Below are 19841 nucleotides of genomic sequence, written 5' to 3'. Positions count from 1 at the left end.
AAATGGAAAATTCTTCTCCAATCTTATCAATTGTCATGCCTGCCTATAATGCTGGGGCCTATATTAAAGATGCTATAGACAGTGTCTTAAATCAATCATTCAGACATTTCGAGTTAATTATAATAAATGATGGGTCAACGGATGAAACTCACAAAATTATAATGTCAATTAATGACGAAAGGATTAAGTATTACAAGAACAAAAAAAACGAGGGATTATTTTTTACCAGAAATCGAGGACTATCATTATCAGAAGGCAAATATATTGCTATGTTAGATTCAGATGATATTGCAATTCAAGGAAAATTTCAATATCAAATAGATTTTCTAGAAAAAAATCCGGATATAGCACTATTGGGAAGTAGTGCGATAATTATAGATGAAAACGGATTCGAGACAGGTGAAGTATACATTCAAAAAGCGCCTTCCGCTGCATACCCCTCCATAATGTTATTTAACAACTATATTATTCAGTCATCAATAATTTGTAAGAGGAAGATAATACAGAAGTTTGGATACCGACCTGAATTTCCTCCTGCAGAAGACTATGATCTGTGGGTACGAATAGCGAAAGAATATAGTATATATTCTTTGCAAAAGCCATTAATAAAATACAGAGTACACTCTAGCAGCATTTCACATACAAATAGAGATATTCAAATTAACGGAATAAAAAATAATTACAGAGAACAATTGAAATGGTTGAGAATCGATGCCACTGCAAGCGAAATTGAACTTCACTATAATATTGCTAATAGTACGTTTGAAGGCTCAAAAGATTTTTTCAAAACGGGAAGAAGTTGGTTGAAAAAAATACACGCTCAAAATAATAAAACAAGAATTTTTTCCTCAAAAATATTTAATTATATACTATTAAGAATGTGGTTTAAAATTTTTGTTCGATCTTTTAAATCAAAACCACTTATTTCAATTAAGGAATTTATACATTTACCTTTCTTGAAACCATTCAAGATAATAAAGTATTAAATCATCTACTTCTTTCGAATTAACATAGCTAATGTCTTTTAAAAAATATGATAAAATAATTTTTTTCCCGTCTGTATATTGGTCTCATAATTGGGAGCGGCAGCATGAACTTATATACAGAATAACTGCATCTGTACAAAGAAAAGTTCTGATCATGCAACCTCTTGGATTAATTAATTACAGTCTCTGGAATATTGTAGGTAAGATATTTATAAAACTAAAAGAAAGATCAACTTTTGAAAATAGTGAAAACCCTAAATTAAATAACATGGTTTTCGGACAATTAAATTACATTCCGTTCCATTTTATAAAATCTATCGACTTAGTTAATTTCTTTTTCTTAAAGATGAAATTAAAGATTAAACGAAATACAAAAGTTTTCTATTGGTTTACTTATGTGAATGGATTTACTATAAAACTGATTTCTAAGAATTCTTTCAGTGTTATAGATTTGGCCGCAAGGAGACAAGTAATGAATTTGATTAGTAAAAGAGCTAAAGAAACTGAAAGAATTGCCGTAGAAAATGCAAATATTGTCTTTGTGGATAACTACAATACCTATTTAGATTATAAAGATCTAAATAATCAAATATACTATGTTCCGCAAGGTGTGGGAATTGAAATGTTCACAAAACCGGAACCTATTGATTATTTAATAAAATTTAAAAAAGAAGGTAAAAAAATTGTTGGGTATTGTGGAGCACTTCATGCTTCTATAAACTATGAGCTTTTGAGGACGGTAATTCAAGCATTACCTGATTATATTTTTCTGTTTGTCGGAAATATAGTTGATAAAAAATCAAGTATATTAACTCATTTTGACAATGTCCTTTTTTTAGGTCGAAAGGATAAAAGAGAACTTGTCAACTATTATCACATCTTTGATGTAGGCCTTATCCCCTATGAACTGACTCCATTCACCTCTGGCGTTTTCCCTACGAAATTATTCGAGTATGCTGCTTGTGAAGTACCCATAATAAGCTCCGCATTGCCAGATATACTGCAATATGAAAAACCATTTTTGAAAATTTATAAGACTTCTGAAGAAATGATTAACTACATAAAAGACCTGTCTCAAAAGAAGGTGATTTTTCGAAAGGATTTAATATCTTTTGCTCAAGATAACACATGGGAAAAAAGGTTTAACTTTATTCAAAGCAAAATTGACGAGGTACAGTAAATACGAATTAATTCTAAATTCATTGGTATTTAATTCTCTACAGATTTTGGCATACTTACTTAATTTAACAAAATTAACTTTTGAATTAATGAGCCAATGACCTTATCAAATACTAGCTTAACAATAAAAATAAGTAATGCATAAGCAAGTGGCAAATATTAATTATCTCGGTTTTTGGCTGGTATCGGGCTTCATGAGTCTTATCAGTCATACTTTACTGAGCATTCCGCCAACCATTTTTTTATTTTTAATATCAATGTTTTTTTTAACCTTGACGTTAATTAATAAACCAAGAATTGAATATCATAACATTCTATTCATACCGATTCTTTTTATAATTTATTTACTCACTACTCAGCCTTTTTTTTTTCCCAGTCTTCATAGAGTCTTTGGCTTGCTTTGCTCATTTCTCTACATTGTTCCTGTAGTATACTTTGGTAGCAAACTAAAAACACAAGAACTTGAAAAAGTAATTAATTTCTTCATTATTTTCAGTTTTATTATCCTAGTTAGTGAAGGTATTTCAAGGTTAATTGATCCAGAGATGAAGTATGCTCAATTTAAAGGTGTCGATAGCCGCTGGATTTACATGTACAAATTTGATGGTATCATGTATACGGATAGTAATGCCACTGGACTTCATATAATCTGCTTATTCTTTTTTATCTTATATTGGGCTAGAGAAAGAGAGAAAAAATTCTTATTTATTCGATGGGGTCTTATTATTTTATTGATTTTTACATTTTCCCGAGCTGCGTGGCTTGGTGCAATAATTGGTCTGATATATATTTACGGGTTTAAAGGTAAATATTTCAAACGATTTATAATTTTTATGAGTACCTCTGGTATTATAGTTGCTTTTTTAGGAATAGGATACTCAAAAATATCTGGTGACATAAGCTTCTTGTCTAAATTATACATATTAGAAACCACATATGATTATCTGAAAAGCGCTGATATCATGAATTTAATCTTTGGTGTTGGTTTTTTTAAGTCAGAGGAAGTATTAGGCATATATGGCCATAATATTTTTATAGTTTTTCTTTTAGAATCTGGAATTATTGGTCTAACATTTATCTTAATGCTATTCTCATCTTTTGTATACTACACTAGAAAAAAAGCACTATGGGTTTTGATTCCGTATTTAGTTACCTCTTTCTCGGCAATAACCACTTTTGTCCCGTATCTTTATGGTACGGTAGGACTAATCTATCTCATAGAACAATCAAAATTGAATAGGCATAAATGCAAATAGCAATCATTTTACCATCACTTGCCAAAAAGGGCCCTATTCTTGTTGCAAAGGAATTGGCTGACGCATTATTTAAATACAATGTACAAATTCATGTGTACTATTTTGATGAGAAAGTTGAAATAGATTTCCCTGGTAAAGTTGAAAAAATTAAAATATTCGATAGACTGAATTTCGAGAAATTTGACGTAGTTCACTCTCATGGTATCAGGCCTGATTTTTTCGTTTATCTAAATAGGAAAAGAATTGATGGAGTTAAAGTTAGCACAATGCATAACTACATCAGTCAAGATTTAGGTTCTGTATATGGAAAGTTCAATGGTAAACTGATACAATTGTTGTGGATATATATTCTAAAAGGTCACGACTATATTGTCTGTCTATCTCAGCTTATGAAAAATTATTATTCCAAATTCATCAATCAATCTAAATTAAAAGTAATCTATAATGGGCGGACAATTTCCAAGACCGTAGTGTCCGATAAGGATAAATTACAAACCGTTCAGGACTTCAAGCAGGATTCTATGTTACTAGGCGTTGTTGCTCAGCTTATTAGGCGCAAAGGAATACATCAAATTATTGAAATTCTTGAATACTTGGAAAACGTTAAACTGCTAATTATTGGTGATGGCCCAGAACTATCGAACTTAAAAAATTTAGCGACTTCTAAAGGCGTGACAGAAAAAATTCTATTCTTGGGTTTCGAACAAGAACCATTTAGCTATTATCCACTTATAGATGTTTATGTTTGTTCTTCTTTTTCAGAAGGGTTTCCGCTTTCAATGCTTGAGGCTGGCCAATTCAAGATTCCAGTAATTGCATCTGACTTAGAAATATTTAGAGAATTATTCCCTGAAGAAATAATATTTTTTCAGTTAAATAGTGCCGAGTCATTAGTAAAGGCAATTGAAGAAACAAGGACCAAAAGAGAATATTATGGAGAGAAAATAAGAATGAAAATTAACAATGAATATTCTGCAAAAAAGATGGCTCTTGATTATTTAAAGGTTTTTAAAAATGATTAACAATGAATACTATATAAATAAGCTAAGGGATCTTTCATTTTTTCTTTTTGCTTTTTTAATACCAATGCCTATCAAGTTATTTAATATTGGTCTCTTCTTCTTTATTGGAGTGACAGTTATTAGATTATTTATAGTAAAACAGGAAAAAAGGTCATTGACACCAGACTTAATAGTATTTTTAATCGGGGCACCCTTTTTAATACTTTTATTATCATATTTAATACATAATGGACAATCGCTAAATTTTGTAATACGTAGCAGCGGCCTCATCTTGATTCCATTTTTACTAAAACTATCTGGTCTAAATCATTCACACGTAAAATTATTTAGCAAAGCAATCACTTCTTCAAGTGTTTTTATCTTTCTTTTACTTGTAGTTGTAGCATTAATTAGGAATTTTTGGATAGAATCAAATGTTACCTTCACTAATTGGGGAACCGTTGACTCGCAGAAATTTAATCAAGTTTGGGGGGATTCTTTTATAAACTGGAATTTATTTACTTATAAAGAATTTGTTAGAGCCCTTCAGGCACATCCAACATATATATCGATATTTTCTCTATTTACGATTTTTTTCACTATAAAGTTATCCAATAAAAAGAATGACTTTAAGCTTTACATCATAGTTGCAATAAATATATTACTAATCTTATTCTGTGCCTCCCGCCTATTGGTACTTATTACTTTAAGCCTAATATTTTTATTCATAATAAAGTCATTATTTGATTTAAAGGCGCCCTTAAAAAATAAAATTAAAGTGTTGTTTGTAGGTCTTTCTATTATATTACTTTTTTTTCAACTTCCAGGTACTACATATAGATTTAACAAATTTTCTGATTTAATCCATCAATTTCAAGATACAACTGATTTTAAGACTGAAGGTGAACTTGTGACCAACGGAATTAAGCACCGACTTTATATCTGGCATACGGCGATTGAGCTAATCAAAGAAAAGCCTTTACTTGGTTATGGAGTATTAGGTCAAAAAGAGGCATTACTAAGCAAATACAGAGAAGATGGCCTAGGTAGTTATTACAACACCCATAATCAATACTTGTTTTATGCTATCACTTATGGTTTCATTGGACTTGGCATATTGGTAATAGCTATTATAGGGTTGGCTAGATTTGGTATACTTGCGAATAATAAATTATATTTAGCAATTCTACTAATCTTTCTCATTGGCTTTTGGACGGAAAACTTGTTAAACACACAAAAGGGTTTGATGGCATATTCTACCTTTTTATTTATGGCATATAAATGGAAGCGCAAAAATTAAGATTTTCAGTATTATTCTCATTATATAAAGGAGAAAAACCTTCTTTTCTAGATGAAGCATTGGCTAGTGTTTTTAACCAAACTGTTCATGCCAATCAGGTTGTGGTCGTCAAGGATGGCATATTAACATCTGATTTGGAAGATATTTTAGCGAAATGGAAGGAGAAAAAGAATGACCAGCTTGATATTCTACCCCTTAAACAAAATGTCGGGTTAGCCACAGCTCTAAATGCTGGCCTACAGATATGCAAACATGATTGGGTTGCGAGAATGGATACAGACGATATTGCATTGAGAGATAGATTTGAAAAGCAAATAAAATTTATTGAGGATAATCCTTCAATTGATGTTTTAGGTAGTTGGATAATGGAATACGATGAAAAGATGCAAAATAAAGTTGGCCTTCGAAAAGTACCTACAAACCACAAGGAGATTTATAGGTTCGCTAAATTACGATGTCCTATCAATCATATGACAGTTTTTTTTCGAAGAGATGCAGTGATTTCCCATGGTGGTTATCCTTCTGTTGATCCAAAAACAAACATTGAGGATTATGTACTTTGGGCTACCCTCTTGCACAAAGGCCTTAATTTTGCTAATATACCACAAGTCTTAGTAAATGCCAGAACTGGCAAATCTTTGCTAAGTAGAAGAGGGGGCTTGTCTTACCAACGAATCGAAAATTACTATTTAAAATATTTAAAAAATATGGGTTTCTTAACTGTTTATGAATACTACCGCAACCTACTATTACGATCAATCGTAAGATTAGCTCCTCAAAAGCTTAGGGGTCTTGTATATAAAGTAATTCACTAACTGTTTGTGAAACAATAAAACTATACTACAATTTCTTCTAACAAAGAAGAACTGGATTTTATGCGCTTTATTATATTTTGTATATTTTTGTACCATTAATTTTTGTGATGCCCCAAACCCTAGCTAGTTTAATAACATCTTTTATTCTAACCTTCTTGGTTACGCCTCTAGTAATTGGTTTTTTTAGAAAGCGAAATATTATGGATAAACCTGGGGGAAGGAAAATCCATACTGGTGACACCCCAAGTATGGGAGGAATAGCAATTTTTATTGGGATGATCATTGCATTATTGATTTGGATGCCATTACCAGGTTTACAACGCTTTAAGTTCTTATATGGTGCTATGGGTATTATGTTTATTGTTGGTTTAAGGGACGACTTAGTGCCTGTGAGGCCGACCGTCAAACTAGCCGCCCAGCTTCTGTCATCATGCATGGTGATTTTCTTAATGGACATTAAATTAAATTCATTATATAGCATTTTCACTGTACAGGAACTACCGTTCTTAATCAGTTTTTTTATCTCACTATCTACTTTAATTGTCATTACAAATTCTTATAACCTAATAGACGGTCTGGATGGTTTAGCGAGTAGCATCGGCATAATTGCATTTTTCTTTTTTGGAATCTATTTCTTTTTAGTAGGACAAACCTACTATTCGATGGTTTGCTTTGCTTTCATAGGTGCTTTAATAGCATTTCTTAATTTCAACTGGGAACCGTCTCGGATTTTTATGGGTGATACTGGTGCCTTATTAATTGGATTTGCTTTGGCAGTAGTCACAATCAAATTTATTGATTATAATCATTACTTACCGGAAGAAACTCCTTTCAAACTTAGTTCTTCTGTTGCTGTCGGTATTTCAGTAATAATAATACCATTATTTGATACTCTCCGAGTTTTTATATCTCGAGCAATGAAGAAGAAATCTCCATTCTCTCCCGATAAAACGCATCTGCATCATATCTTAATGAGACTAGGCTTTAGCCATTCCGGCACTACCTTAATTATGATTGCTACAAATATTGCAATTATATGTATTGCTTTATCATTAGATTTCTTAGGTGATAATATTTTAGTCCCTATAATAATAGTATTGTGCATCCTATTAAGTCTGATGCTGGATCAAATTTTAAAAACAAGCATCAAAAGGAAGAAAAAGGAAGTAGTAAAGAACTTTAGAAGAGACTAAGTTCTTTCTTATAGTTTCTAATTACTATTTTTTTTGACAGCAATAGCTTTATATAAAAATTCATCAAAAAAAATAGGGCTTCAAAGCCCTATAGGGCTCAACAATAAAGTTTGAACACTTGTTTAAAAAGGTTTGAACATAATTTTTAGACTTTGTTTAAAAAAGTTTGAACAAAAAATCTTAACTATAGGAAATGAATCAAAGGTATTAGTTACTAATTTAGACTTATAATAAGATTTTTTCAAACATTAACATTTCAAAGCTAATAAATACTTGCGAAATATTTATCCCTAAATAAAATCACGATTTAAAATCCTTTCCAATTACTATTTAAACCCAATTTTTTTGAGGTGCTTTTGAAGCATTAAATTCTAAGAAATGCTAAAGCTACCTTAAAAAGGCAAGTTAGACATTATAATGCCGAAAAACAGAAACAAAAGCTAGAGGCGGGGCGTATTTTCTTACTTTCACTCATCCTGCAGTTCTGGGAGTATGCCCGAAAAGTGCTTTATCTAGATTTAGTGTTTTCAGAGCCGGAAGAACGATAAATCCTCAAACTGGTCTGGGAGAAGACTTACGGCAGGATTCAAAGGAATGGCACAGAAAAAGAGTGGCTCAATTACCAAGGAACAGCATTTAGCAGAATCAACACAGTGGCTCGTTGGCTGACGAGAAGCCCCTATCACCGGATACCCAAACCCCACCCCTAGTTTCATCCCATCAATGATCGCAATGGTTTCAAAAAAATCCGGCAGTAGTAAATGAAGCAGGTAACGCTCAAAATAGGAATCCGTAATCAGCTGCTCCTACAACAATCCTTTTTCATTCCTCGAACCATAATTAATCACTGCTTTCACCAAAGTATTTTTATCCGGAGTACTGGCGGTGACCTGCTATAACTATGCCGAGCTATTTGTTGGAAAAGTGGCAGAAAATCTGCTATCAGCTAGAAGAAAACCCGTTTACAAACCTAAAAGCCACACTGTAAACGGGCAAGATAGACATTTCAAATGTTTGCAATGTGGCAGAGGCTTACACTCTCAAAAGGCATTGAACTGGCATACGAAGTTGCATTAAAGTTATTTTTTTTGAAATTCACTTTATTTAAGCATTTGCTTAAACCTTTATTTTCTTATCTTCGTTATTTAAGTAGTTGCTTAAATAACTAGAAGTATGAGTAAATCGTGTATCAGAGTTTTTGCAGATGTTGAACAGATCAAACAGGGCAAAGAAGAAATTAACAGAGTCGCACCATCAATAACTACGGCAGCTAAGGCATTGAGACTGTCGGGCAATGAAGTCCGATTAAAAATTCTGTACCTGCTTAACAAAGAAACCAGACTTTGTCCCTGTGACCTGAGCGACATTTTGGAAATGACCGTACCTGCCATTTCCCAACATTTGAAGAAATTGAGAGAAGGTGGGCTTGTAACAAGTGAGAAGGTGGGGCAAACCGTGTTCTACTTTTTGGTAGAAGGTAGTATCCAGATCATAAGACATGTATTAGAGAGCTTGTTTATTGACAATAAGAAAGAACCAATATCATGAGTAGTTCAAACCAATCAAATACCTCATCAAAAAACATTGGAGCCGGATTGTTAGTGGCATTCACTTCTTCACTATGCTGTGTCACCCCTGTTTTTGCGACACTCGCAGGCATAGGAGGCATTGCATCGTCCTTTTCATGGATGGAGCCATTCAGGCCTTATTTAATAGGTCTTACAGTTTTGGTGTTAGGGTTTGCCTGGTACCAGAAATTAAAGCCAAGGACACAGGAAGAAATTGAATGCGCTTGCGAGGACGATGAACAGCCCACTTTTTGGCAGTCTAAGAAGTTTCTTGGAATCGTTACCGTCTTTGCTGTATTGATGCTTGCTTTTCCGACTTATTCCGGCATCTTTTTCTCTGACAATAGCAATACATCCAATGTTATCGTGGTAAGTGAAAATGATATTCTGAATGCTGAGCTTAGTATCAAAGGCATGACCTGCACCGGTTGTGAGCATAGCGTGAATGCAGCACTTAATAATAGCGAAGGCGTTCTCGAAGCTTCTTCTTCCTACGAAAACGGTATTGCATTGGTAAAGTTTGATCAATCAAAAGTATCTGTTGAGCAATTGGCAACTGCGGTGGAGGAAGCCACTGGCTATAAAGTCACTGGCAAGAAAATTATAAAAGAAGAAACCTTAAATTAATAGAAAAATGAAACCCATAATTTTCAGCCTAGCATTCATCTTCTTGCTTGCAGGACATGGAATGGCACAATCTGCTGATCCTCAAAAAACAGTCAAAACTATTCAGAAAAGTGAGACAGTTAAGCTCAAAGTCACCGGGCTCACCTGTGCCGGTTGTGCCAGTCATCTCTACAAGGTTTTGAAAGAAACAAAAGGGGTGATTGACAACTCAGTGCAATATCCCGGAGATATAGCTGTAGTGGATTATGACCCCAAACAAACCCAACCTGAACAGCTTATTGCAGCAATTGAAGAAAAAACAACCTATAAAGCAGAAGTACTAAAACCTAAAATCGATTAATAATGGAAAAAGAGATCGTATTACAATCCACCATTACCTGTCCAAACTGTGGACATCAAAAAGAAGAAATCATGCCTACGGATGCATGCCAATACTTTTACGAATGTGAAAACTGCCAAGAAGTATTAAAGCCAAAACAAGGTGATTGCTGCGTGTATTGCAGCTATGGAACAAATGCCTGTCCTCCCATTCAGGAAGGTGGTAAAAACAATTGCTGCTGATGAAAAAATACGATGTAATTGTAATCGGATCAGGCATGGGAGGAATGACCATTGCCAATAAATGTGCTAAAAAAGGACTAAAGACTGCCGTTACAGATTCCAGACCGTATGGTGGAACGTGCGCACTACGCGGTTGTGATCCTAAGAAAATATTAGTCGGAGCTGCTGAAATTATAGACCGGGCCAATAAAATGAAGGGAATCGGTATTCAAGGACATATCTCCATCAATTGGCAGGATTTGATGGCTTACAAAAATGAGTTAGTTTCCAAAATGCCTAAAAATGTGGAGAAAGGCTATGAAAAGTCAGGTGTAGAAATGTATCATGGAACAGCCAGCTTTGAATCTGAAAACACGGTGCGCATCGGAGACGACCTACTGGAAGCTGATAAAATAGTGATAGCTACAGGTGTCCGACCTGTTGTTCTTGATATTCCAGGGGGTAATTTACCAATTGACAGCACAGATTTTCTAAATCTGGGAAAACTCCCTGAGCACATCACCTTTATTGGAGGCGGATATATAGCGATGGAGTTTGCCCACCTGGCTGTCAGGGCCGGAAGTAAAGTGACCATATTCCACCGAGGCAAAATGCCTTTAGAAAGCTTTGAGTCTGATATCGTGAAGCACTTGGTCAAAGCTACTGAGGAATTGGGGATTGAACTTCACCTTGAGTGGGATGTGGTTGCAGTTGAAAAAAAGGATAGTGGCTATACCGTAAAGGCAGAATCAAAAGGGGGTGAAAAAACTATTCAAACGAATTTGGTGGTGAATGCAGCAGGTAGAGTACCGGAGTTGGATGGCATGAACCTGGAAAAGGCAAACATTTCCTACGGCAAGAAAGGGATTGACGTAAATGAATACCTACAAAGTTTAACCAATGAACGGGTATATGCAGCAGGTGATGCGGCTGATAGCAAAGGTCTCAATCTCACACCTGTTGCAGTTATGGAAGGCCATGCAGTGGCAACCAATATTATACGGGGTAACTCCAAAAAGCCTGACTACACGGAAATGCCCAGTTCAGTCTTTACCTTGCCCACACTTGCCGCGGTTGGCATGACGGAAGCACAGGCAAAGAAGGCAGGTTTAGAATATCAGGTAAAAGCCAGCTCAGCATCAAGTTGGTACAATGCCAAACGGATCAATGAATCAACTTATGCTTATAAAATCATTTCCGATAAAGAAGGGTACATTTTAGGAGCCCACATCATTGGCCCTCATGCTGAAGAAATGATCAACCTTTTTGCTATGACAATTAAGGCAAAGCTTAAGGTCTCGGACATCAGGGACATGGTCTATTCCTATCCGTCTATGGCATCTGATATCGGATCTATGGTTTAAAAAAGGTGTTGAAATCAAAACGTAAAATCTGAAATCAACTATATGTTCTTAATTGCAATTTCCTTTTTAGCTTCTGAGATTAAATACTAATCAGTAATTCCGCAAATACAATTTATACCATTGTACCTGCCCTTCTTCTTTCACACCTTCCATTCCTGATATTGGCATTCGTCCGGAGTCACCTTAGCAGGCAGGGCAAATCAATATTTTTCATTCAGCCCTGTCAAAACAAGAATTCATACATAATAGACACAATACTATACAGCTTACTCAAGCATATCTAAATACATTTGAAGGGGATTTCTAAAAAGATAATAATCATGCATTTTTTCTCATATATACCTATAGGATATGATTACGAAACTAAAATAACTAATGAGACGCACTAGAAAATACATTTGGATTCTTGTGCTGGTTGTTTGGTTGATGTCGGGCAGGCAGTCAATAGCACAACAAACCCTTGTACTTGCCCCAAATCAGGGATTTAAGAGAGAAGGTGAAATCACTCTTGCAGTAACCAGCACCTGCATGATACCACTTCAAATTAAGTACAAGGTTTCGGAATGGGCGATTCCGTTAACAAGGGATTTCCCATTACTTTCACGCAATATAAAATTGATTCTCCAAAAGCTGTATTTGGAACAATCAAAGCCGATGATGAACTAGAAATTTCCTTTAAAATAACATTTAAGTTAATAAATTAAAATTCAGATAATGATGAAAACGAGCAACAATTGGTATAGAACCACCATACTTTCAATGGTGCTTCTTACAACAGGTGTAGCATATGCGCAGCAGCCTGCCCTACAGCATTTCCGGCCTAATAATAAAGCCGGGCTTAATGTATTTGAACCTTCCAAGCAAGACACCGTGGAGTTTGATAGAGTGAGAGTACGAATCGGAGGTGATTTTGCCATGCAGTTCCAAAGTATAAACCAAACCAACTCATTGGATAGTCTGGTAGATTTGGGTACAAATTTCAACCTCCCTACAGCCAATCTTAACATTGATGTCCAGCTATATGATGGATTGAGAATGCATTTGAGAACTTATTTATCATCCAAAAATCACCAGGAGGCATGGGTAAAAGGAGGTTATCTTCAAATTGACAAATTAGACTTTATAAAACCGGGTTTTCTACAAGGTTTTATGGATGTAGCCCGTATAACCATTGGCTTGGACGAGTTCAATTATGGAGATGCCCACTTCAGAAGAAGTGATAATGCACGGGCCATTTTTAACCCATTTGTAGGCAATTATATCATGGATGCTTTTTCTACCGAGGCTTTCGGTGAGCTTACTATTATGAAAAATGGTTTTTTGGGAGTCATTGGAATAACAAATGGTAAATTGAATCAAAATGTAGTAGTCAATGACAACTCTGACAACAAAGCTTCCTTTTTCGGAAAACTGGGTTATGATAACCAGTTGAGTGATGATTTCAGATTGCGTTTGACAAGCTCCTGGTATATTAACAAAGGAACCACTACAGGAACCTGGATCTATGGTGGAGACCGTGCAGGGAGCAGATATTATAACGTAATGGAGACCTTAGATGGTGATGGAGGGCCTTTTGAAGGACGATTTAACCCAAGATTCAGAGAATTAACTGCTATTCAGATCAACCCGTTTATCAAATATAAAGGTTTGGAATTTTTTGGCATATACGAGGTAGCCTCAAACAGTGACGATCAAGGCGGAGGAGCTTTTACACAGTTAGCAGGAGAACTTCTTTATCGTTTTGGAAGTACGGAACAGTTTTATCTGGGAGGACGATACAACACTGTTTCCGGAGAAATGGTAGAAAGTGCTTTAACGCAAGAAATAAATCGGCTGAATATAGGAGGTGGCTGGTATATGACCAAAAACGTAATGGCCAAACTGGAATATGTAAATCAAAAGTATGAAGGTGAAGGCTGGACAGGCACCAAATATAATGGGGGCGAATTTGATGGTATCAACATTGAGGCAGTAATTAGCTTTTAAACAGGGGAAGATGTGCCGGATACTATTTCCGGCACTTTTCTGAATACTGATTTACAAAATGGACAAGCTTGAATACTGTAAAGATATTCTTAAAAAAGTGAGTTTTGATAAAACGCTTTTAACGAAGGAGTATGAAAAAGCCTTGAAATCTCTTTCTGATGAGAAAGCCGATCTACTAGATCAATGGTATAATGAAAGGTTTGAGAATAATTCACGCAAGTCATCAGGTAACGGAAAGACCGATTAAAGGTGGTTAATTGCAAAAATTATAGTAAAAGTGTCAGTTGAATGAATTGCTTAAATAGCGGTATTACCTTTGAGAGGAAGGTATGTCGGAGCGAAATTTCATACATTTAAAACATGATATTAAACAGAATCTGGAATCATTTATTCTTAATTTTACGTTTCAGAAACTATTAACAGGACGAAAATCAACTTTTTGAAAAAAACAATCTCCATAACGCTACTATTTATCTTGCTTATCGGTAATTCCGGTCTGGCAGTAGCTACTCACTATTGTGGAGGATCGGCCGTGGAATCGCAATTTGTTCTCGGTCATGCCGAATTAAATTGTGGAATGTCCGATATGGATAAGATTTGTGAAAACGGTTCTTCCGAAGAAAAGCAAATCAAGAAAAAACCTTGCTGTGAAAATGAGTATCAATCTCTTGAGATGGCAGATGAATTTCAGCATCAAGTATTTGGTAGTTCTTTGAACTTAGAATTCATCTCTACTTTTGTCGTTACTTTTACAGGCAGGTCATTTCTTTCTACGAAGCATAAAGCAGAGTTTACAAATTATGCTCCCCCGCTGATTGAACGTGATATACCTGTGCTCGTTCAGTCGTTCCTTATTTAAGCATTCCATTCACTTGATTGCAGTCAAGGCTTAGTTCGTTAAGCCCTTAGGCATTATTGATATGCCTGATTAATATGCCTTGTAAATCCGTTCAAATTTGAATATTAAGAATATGCTAAATAAAATTATTAAATACTTTCTTGAGAATAAATTAGTTACCGTTCTCATCTTAATTGGCTTCATTGCCTGGGGTATTGTGACCGCCCCTTTCGGCTGGCAGATAGGCGCATTACCTTCTGATCCCGTTCCGGTAGATGCCATACCGGATATTGGAGAAAACCAACAGATTGTTTTTACCCAGTGGCAGGGCCGATCACCACAGGACATAGAAGACCAAATTTCCTATCCGCTGACTACCTATTTATTAGGTATTCCGGGCGTAAAATCTATACGGAGTTCTTCTATATTTGGCTTCTCCAGTATCTTCATCATTTTCAGTGAAGATGTAGAGTTTTACTGGTCTCGATCCCGTATCCTTGAGAAACTAAGTTCCTTGCCTTCCGACTTATTACCGGAAGGAGTTCAACCCGCACTCGGGCCTGATGCCACCGCACTGGGTCAGGTGTATTGGTATACCATTGAAGGCAGAGATAAGGATGGAAACCCTACCGGTGGATGGGATTTGCACGAAATCCGTACTGTACAAGACTTCTATGTCAAATATGGATTAAACGCAACAGCAGGCGTTTCAGAGGTCGCTTCCATTGGTGGTTTTGTACAGGAGTATCAGATTGATGTTAACCCTGATGCCCTTAAAGCCTATGATATCCCCTTGCATAAAGTAATGCAGGCGGTACGAAAATCAAACAAAGACGTAGGGGCTAAAACCATTGAGATCAACCAGGCAGAATACCTGGTACGTGGTTTGGGTTACATCAAAAAAGTAGAGGACATTGAAAAGGCAGTAGTTGCTGTTCAGGAAAATGTTCCCGTTCGTATTAAAGATATTGGGGTAGTATCTTTGGGCCCCTCAACCCGCAGAGGCTTGCTGGATAAAGGTGGAGCCGAAGTAGTAGGTGGAGTGGTTGTTGCACGTTATGGGGCCAATCCTTTGCAGGTCATTAACAATGTCAAGGACAAGATCAAAGAAATAGCCCCAGGACTGCCTAAAAAAATGTTGGCAGATGGAAGGGAAAGCCAGTTGACCATCGTTCCGTTTTATGACCGCTCCGAGCTTATTTATGAAACTTTGGGAACCCTGGAAGAAGCCATTTCGCTTCAGGTGCTCATTACCATTTTGGTAGTGATCGTGATGGTGTATAATCTCAGAGCTTCATTTCTCATTTCAAGTATCCTGCCCATTGCAGTATTGATGGTGTTTATCGCCATGCGCTATTTTAGTGTGGATGCCAATATAGTGGCCTTGTCTGGAATTGCCATTGCCATCGGTACCATGGTGGACTTGGGCGTTATACTTTCCGAAAATATTATTAAGCATATAGATGAAGCTCCTCCCGGTCAAAAACTGATAGAAACTATTTACAATGGAGCATCGGAAGTGGGTACTGCTATTCTCACTGCTGTTTCTACCACCATTGTCAGCTTCATTCCGGTATTTACCATGCAGGCTGCTGAAGGAAAGCTCTTTGGACCTTTGGCATTCACCAAGACCTTTGCCCTGATAGCTGCGCTGTTGGTGAGTCTATTGATCATGCCGACCTTGGCACATTGGTTTTTTGGGTTCAAAATCAATAATAAGTTTCTTAAGAAATATGGTGGCTATGCATTAGTACTATTTGGAATTATAGGGCTCTTTACCAGTCAAATTTGGGGTGGTGTTTTGCTACTACTGTTTGGTGCCATAGGAATTGTCAAGAATGTTTTTGACACTAAAAAGGAAAATTTTTCCAAGCCTGTACTATTTCTCTTCAATTATGCCGAGCTGATCATTGTTCTTATTGGCGTAACCTGGCTTTTAGCTAAATATTGGCTACCACTAGGAGCTTCAAAGTCTCTATTACTCAACTTTATTTTTGTGAGCTTATTGGTAGGTTTTATCCTTGGGTCATTTAGGTTTTTAGAATATTACTATAAATCGATATTAAAATGGTGCCTCGATAATAAAGTTAAGTTTCTATTAATACCTACCTTCTTGATTTTGCTTGGTGCCAATGTTTGGTTGGGCTTTAACTCCATTTTTGGATTTATACCTAAAACGATTGATAAGCTCGGCTGGGACATTCGGACCACTACAGTTTGGTCAGGCCTAACCCATACTTTCCCAGGTGTGGGGAAAGAATTTATGCCATCTCTGGATGAAGGAAGTTTCTTGCTCATGCCAACTTCTATGCCGCATTCTGGTGTTGAATACAATCGCAAGGTATTAGGCCAACTGGACATGCTGATTAATAATATACCCGAAGTAGAAATGGTGGTAGGTAAGCTTGGAAGAGTAGAATCCGCCTTAGATCCGGCACCTGTTTCCATGTATGAAAATATCATCAACTATAAAACGGAGTACATGCTCAATGAAAAAGGGCACCGGGTAAGGTTTAAGGTTGACAAGGAAGATCGCTTCATACTCAATAGCGGTGATAGCCTTTCTAACGAAGAAGCCATTAATCGAGGGGTTGTTTTGGAGGAACTCATCCCTGATGATAACGGGAATTATTTCCGCAACTGGCGGACGCAGATAAAATCCCCGGATGATATCTGGAATGAAATCGTGAAGGTCACCAAAATACCGGGAGTAACTTCAGCACCTAAGCTGCAGCCTATTGAAACCCGGCTGGTCATGCTCCAAACAGGTATGCGTGCCCCTATGGGGATTAAAGTGTACGGCCCAGACCTGAAAACGATAGAAAATTTCGGGCTTCAACTGGAGGAAATACTCAAAAATGTCCCTTCAGTAAAGAAGGAAGCTGTGTTTGCTGATCGGATTGTGGGTAAGCCCTATCTTCATTTGAATATCAACCGAGATGAAATTTCTCGCTATGGGCTCAATGTGGAAGACGTACAGCAGACTATTGAAACAGCCATTGGAGGAATGAAAATTACTTCTACTGTGGAGGGACGTGAGCGTTTTCCAGTGAGGGTACGCTACCCGCGCGAACTTAGGGACGATCCTGAAGCACTGGGCAAAATATTATTGCCCACGCCTACGGGCGCACAGATACCAATCAGACAGGTGGTGGACTTTGAGTATGAGAGGGGGCCACAGGCGATCAAAAGTGAGGAGACTTTTTTGGTAGGTTATGTACTATTTGACAAAAGGGACGGATACTCAGAAGTGGGAGTGGTCAATGACGCACAGGCGGCTATCGAGGCCAAGATAGATGCTGGGGATTTAATTGTTCCTGCCGGGATCAGCTACAAGTTCTCCGGCAGTTATGAGAATCAGGTAAGGGCTGAAAAGAGGCTTGCTATTATCGTTCCATTGGTTCTGGGGATTGTCTTTCTGATACTCTACTTCCAGTTTAAATCAGTAGCCACTTCATTAATGGTATTTACAGGTATTGCCATGGCATTTAGTGGTGGTTTTATCATGCTATGGTTGTATGGACAAACCTGGTTTGCTGACTTCTCCCTTTTCGGGACTAATTTCCGTGACCTTTTCCAAATACAAACGATTAATCTAAGTGTGGCTGTGTGGGTTGGTTTCATTGCTTTGTTTGGTATAGCCACGGATGATGGGGTATTAATGGCTACTTATTTAGACCAAAGTTTTAATCGTAATAAAACAGACAATCTGAAAGGAATAAGAGCAGCAACAGTGGAAGCCGGGCAACGAAGAATAAAACCTGCCGTGATGACCTCTGCCACCACCATCATTGCCTTGTTACCCATACTTACCTCAACGGGTCGCGGAGCAGACATTATGATCCCTATGGCTATTCCAGCCTTTGGAGGTATGATCTTCGCTGCAGTCACCTACTTTATAGTACCGGTTTTATACGCTATGAGAGAGGAAAGAAAACTTAAAAAAATACAGTCATGAAAATCGTTATAAATATTATAGTACTTGTTTTTCTCGGAACCAGCCTGAGTCAGGCGCAGACGCTGGATGACTATTTTAAAAAAGCAGCAGAAAACAATCCAGGATTACAGGCCAAATACCGTGAATTTGAAGCGGCATTGCAACGGGTGCCACAGGTGAGTACACTGCCTGATCCTTCATTTTCCTTCGGGTATTTTATATCTCCTGTAGAAACAAGGGTAGGGCCGCAAAGGGCAAGGTTTTCCCTAACGCAGATGTTTCCCTGGTTCGGTACTTTACGCGCACAAGGTGATGCCGCAACCTTAATGGCGGAGGCAAAATATCAAGCCTTCTTAGACGCTCGGAACAGGTTGTACTACCAAGTGGCAGCAGCCTATTACCCGCTTTATGAACTTAATCAATGGATAGAGATTGAGCGGGAGAATATTGAAATACTGGAGTCTTATAAAACCATTGCCAATAAGAAGTTTGAAAATGGAGTGGGTACCATGGTTGACTTCTTGCGTGTGGATATTATGTTGAAAGATGCCTCTACCAACCTTTCCATTCTAAATGATAAGGAAGCTCCTCTGCTGACCTGGTTTAATAAACTGCTCAACAGAGAGGAAAACGCATGGGTAACCGTAGAGGATTCACTCCTTGCTCAAACCTTGCCTGATAATTTCAGAAAGGACTCCTTGTTGGCTAAAAACCCTGTCCTGGAAGAACTGGACTTAAAAATAGCCTCCAGTGAGGCAAGTGAAGAGGTCGCTTACAAACAAGGACTTCCAAAATTAGGTGTAGGATTGGATTATGCTATTGTGGGAAACAGACCCGAAGTGGAACTTCCCGACAATGGTCAGGACATTCTAATGCCTATGGTTTCTGTCAGCATTCCCATTTTCAGGAGTAAATACAAAGCGGCTGTTAAAGAAGCACAACTCATGCAGGAAAGCTATTCACTCCAAAAAAAGGATTTTGCCAATACCCTAACGTCAAACTACGAAATGGCCTGGTTTGAAATTCAGCAACAGCAAGAATTGATTGAGCTATACGATCAACAAATTCAGGAATCCAATCAGGCTTTAAATCTATTATTTACGGCTTACAGTAATTCAGGAAATGAATTTGAAGAGGTACTGCGTATGCAGCAACAACTCTTAAAATATGAAAAGATGAAGGCAACGGCCGCAACGCAGTACCAAATTGCCCTGGCCAAACTCAATTACTTAACTGCAAAAACATATTAAG

The 19841-nt window shown here is 37.0% G+C and carries 17 protein-coding genes; all 17 read left to right on the top strand.

All coding sequences use genetic code 11. From position 1 onward, the window contains the following. The first annotated feature begins 2 nt into the window (after positions 1 to 2). Positions 3 to 986 carry a glycosyltransferase family 2 protein gene (locus B9Y84_RS06750; RefSeq protein ID WP_139827968.1) on the top strand — a complete coding sequence of 328 codons (984 nt, stop codon included), beginning with the start codon at positions 3 to 5 and terminating at the stop codon, positions 984 to 986. Between the two features lie 31 nt (positions 987 to 1017). Continuing rightward, positions 1018 to 2166 carry a glycosyltransferase gene (locus B9Y84_RS06745; RefSeq protein WP_085516320.1) on the top strand — a complete coding sequence of 383 codons (1149 nt, stop codon included), beginning with the start codon at positions 1018 to 1020 and terminating at the stop codon, positions 2164 to 2166. A gap of 193 nt (positions 2167 to 2359) precedes the next feature. After that, the gene (locus B9Y84_RS06740; protein ID WP_139827967.1) at positions 2360 to 3421 is read left to right on the top strand and encodes an O-antigen ligase family protein; all 1062 of its coding nucleotides are present in this window, start codon (positions 2360 to 2362) and stop codon (positions 3419 to 3421) included. Then, complete coding sequence (locus tag B9Y84_RS06735) at positions 3412 to 4443, top strand: glycosyltransferase family 4 protein (protein ID WP_085516318.1); 1032 nt, start codon at positions 3412 to 3414, stop codon at positions 4441 to 4443. Before B9Y84_RS06740 ends, B9Y84_RS06735 begins: the two co-directional genes overlap by 10 nt. Then, complete coding sequence (locus B9Y84_RS06730; RefSeq protein ID WP_085516317.1) at positions 4436 to 5722, top strand: O-antigen ligase family protein; 1287 nt, start codon at positions 4436 to 4438, stop codon at positions 5720 to 5722. Before B9Y84_RS06735 ends, B9Y84_RS06730 begins: the two co-directional genes overlap by 8 nt. Beyond that, complete coding sequence (locus B9Y84_RS06725) at positions 5704 to 6537, top strand: glycosyltransferase (protein ID WP_085516316.1); 834 nt, start codon at positions 5704 to 5706, stop codon at positions 6535 to 6537. The genes B9Y84_RS06730 and B9Y84_RS06725 overlap by 19 nt, the downstream gene beginning before the upstream one ends. Before the next feature lie 200 nt (positions 6538 to 6737). Then, positions 6738 to 7730: an MraY family glycosyltransferase gene (locus tag B9Y84_RS06720; RefSeq protein ID WP_245830831.1), complete on the top strand. Its 993-nt coding sequence runs from the start codon at positions 6738 to 6740 to the stop codon at positions 7728 to 7730. Between the two features lie 1173 nt (positions 7731 to 8903). Next, complete coding sequence (locus tag B9Y84_RS06715) at positions 8904 to 9278, top strand: ArsR/SmtB family transcription factor (protein ID WP_085516314.1); 375 nt, start codon at positions 8904 to 8906, stop codon at positions 9276 to 9278. Further along, entirely contained in the window at positions 9275 to 9925 is a 651-nt protein-coding gene (gene merTP, locus B9Y84_RS06710) for a mercuric transport protein MerTP (protein ID WP_085516313.1), read from the top strand. The genes B9Y84_RS06715 and merTP overlap by 4 nt, the downstream gene beginning before the upstream one ends. 7 nt (positions 9926 to 9932) lie before the next feature. After that, positions 9933 to 10265, top strand: coding sequence for a heavy-metal-associated domain-containing protein (locus B9Y84_RS06705; RefSeq protein WP_013454245.1), 333 nt, complete (start codon positions 9933 to 9935; stop codon positions 10263 to 10265). Between the two features lie 2 nt (positions 10266 to 10267). Further along, the gene (locus B9Y84_RS06700) at positions 10268 to 10486 is read left to right on the top strand and encodes a GDCCVxC domain-containing (seleno)protein (RefSeq protein WP_013454244.1); all 219 of its coding nucleotides are present in this window, start codon (positions 10268 to 10270) and stop codon (positions 10484 to 10486) included. Continuing rightward, positions 10486 to 11829, top strand: a complete 1344-nt coding sequence (locus B9Y84_RS06695; protein WP_085516312.1) for a dihydrolipoyl dehydrogenase family protein — start codon at positions 10486 to 10488, stop codon at positions 11827 to 11829. The genes B9Y84_RS06700 and B9Y84_RS06695 overlap by 1 nt, the downstream gene beginning before the upstream one ends. A gap of 717 nt (positions 11830 to 12546) precedes the next feature. Next, positions 12547 to 13815, top strand: a complete 1269-nt coding sequence (locus B9Y84_RS06685) for a hypothetical protein (protein WP_041650617.1) — start codon at positions 12547 to 12549, stop codon at positions 13813 to 13815. A 58-nt stretch (positions 13816 to 13873) separates the two neighbouring features. Then, a complete protein-coding gene (locus B9Y84_RS06680) occupies positions 13874 to 14062 on the top strand; it encodes a hypothetical protein (protein WP_013454240.1) in 189 nt (62 codons plus the stop codon). Positions 14063 to 14254: 192 nt separating this feature from the next. Beyond that, positions 14255 to 14674: an HYC_CC_PP family protein gene (locus tag B9Y84_RS06675; RefSeq protein ID WP_013454239.1), complete on the top strand. Its 420-nt coding sequence runs from the start codon at positions 14255 to 14257 to the stop codon at positions 14672 to 14674. A 112-nt stretch (positions 14675 to 14786) separates the two neighbouring features. Then, complete coding sequence (locus tag B9Y84_RS06670) at positions 14787 to 18611, top strand: efflux RND transporter permease subunit (RefSeq protein WP_085516310.1); 3825 nt, start codon at positions 14787 to 14789, stop codon at positions 18609 to 18611. Then, the gene (locus tag B9Y84_RS06665) at positions 18608 to 19840 is read left to right on the top strand and encodes a TolC family protein (RefSeq protein WP_085516309.1); all 1233 of its coding nucleotides are present in this window, start codon (positions 18608 to 18610) and stop codon (positions 19838 to 19840) included. Before B9Y84_RS06670 ends, B9Y84_RS06665 begins: the two co-directional genes overlap by 4 nt. Position 19841 lies beyond the last annotated feature (1 nt).

It is taken from the genome of Marivirga sericea (assembly GCF_900177665.1).
Taxonomy (GTDB): domain Bacteria; phylum Bacteroidota; class Bacteroidia; order Cytophagales; family Cyclobacteriaceae; genus Marivirga; species Marivirga sericea.
This window is presented reverse-complemented; position numbering and strand designations above follow the sequence as displayed.

Excerpts from the sequence above, each read along its gene's own strand:
- B9Y84_RS06750 (WP_139827968.1), top strand. The coding sequence starts at position 3 with ATGGAAAATTCTTCTCCAATCTTATCAATTGTCATGCCTGCCTATAAT.
- B9Y84_RS06745 (WP_085516320.1), top strand. The coding sequence starts at position 1,018 with ATGTCTTTTAAAAAATATGATAAAATAATTTTTTTCCCGTCTGTATAT.
- B9Y84_RS06740 (WP_139827967.1), top strand. The coding sequence starts at position 2,360 with ATGAGTCTTATCAGTCATACTTTACTGAGCATTCCGCCAACCATTTTT.
- B9Y84_RS06735 (WP_085516318.1), top strand. The coding sequence starts at position 3,412 with ATGCAAATAGCAATCATTTTACCATCACTTGCCAAAAAGGGCCCTATT.
- B9Y84_RS06730 (WP_085516317.1), top strand. The coding sequence starts at position 4,436 with ATGATTAACAATGAATACTATATAAATAAGCTAAGGGATCTTTCATTT.
- B9Y84_RS06725 (WP_085516316.1), top strand. The coding sequence starts at position 5,704 with ATGGAAGCGCAAAAATTAAGATTTTCAGTATTATTCTCATTATATAAA.
- B9Y84_RS06720 (WP_245830831.1), top strand. The coding sequence starts at position 6,738 with ATGGATAAACCTGGGGGAAGGAAAATCCATACTGGTGACACCCCAAGT.
- B9Y84_RS06715 (WP_085516314.1), top strand. The coding sequence starts at position 8,904 with ATGAGTAAATCGTGTATCAGAGTTTTTGCAGATGTTGAACAGATCAAA.
- merTP (WP_085516313.1), top strand. The coding sequence starts at position 9,275 with ATGAGTAGTTCAAACCAATCAAATACCTCATCAAAAAACATTGGAGCC.
- B9Y84_RS06705 (WP_013454245.1), top strand. The coding sequence starts at position 9,933 with ATGAAACCCATAATTTTCAGCCTAGCATTCATCTTCTTGCTTGCAGGA.
- B9Y84_RS06700 (WP_013454244.1), top strand. The coding sequence starts at position 10,268 with ATGGAAAAAGAGATCGTATTACAATCCACCATTACCTGTCCAAACTGT.
- B9Y84_RS06695 (WP_085516312.1), top strand. The coding sequence starts at position 10,486 with ATGAAAAAATACGATGTAATTGTAATCGGATCAGGCATGGGAGGAATG.
- B9Y84_RS06685 (WP_041650617.1), top strand. The coding sequence starts at position 12,547 with ATGAAAACGAGCAACAATTGGTATAGAACCACCATACTTTCAATGGTG.
- B9Y84_RS06680 (WP_013454240.1), top strand. The coding sequence starts at position 13,874 with ATGGACAAGCTTGAATACTGTAAAGATATTCTTAAAAAAGTGAGTTTT.
- B9Y84_RS06670 (WP_085516310.1), top strand. The coding sequence starts at position 14,787 with ATGCTAAATAAAATTATTAAATACTTTCTTGAGAATAAATTAGTTACC.
- B9Y84_RS06665 (WP_085516309.1), top strand. The coding sequence starts at position 18,608 with ATGAAAATCGTTATAAATATTATAGTACTTGTTTTTCTCGGAACCAGC.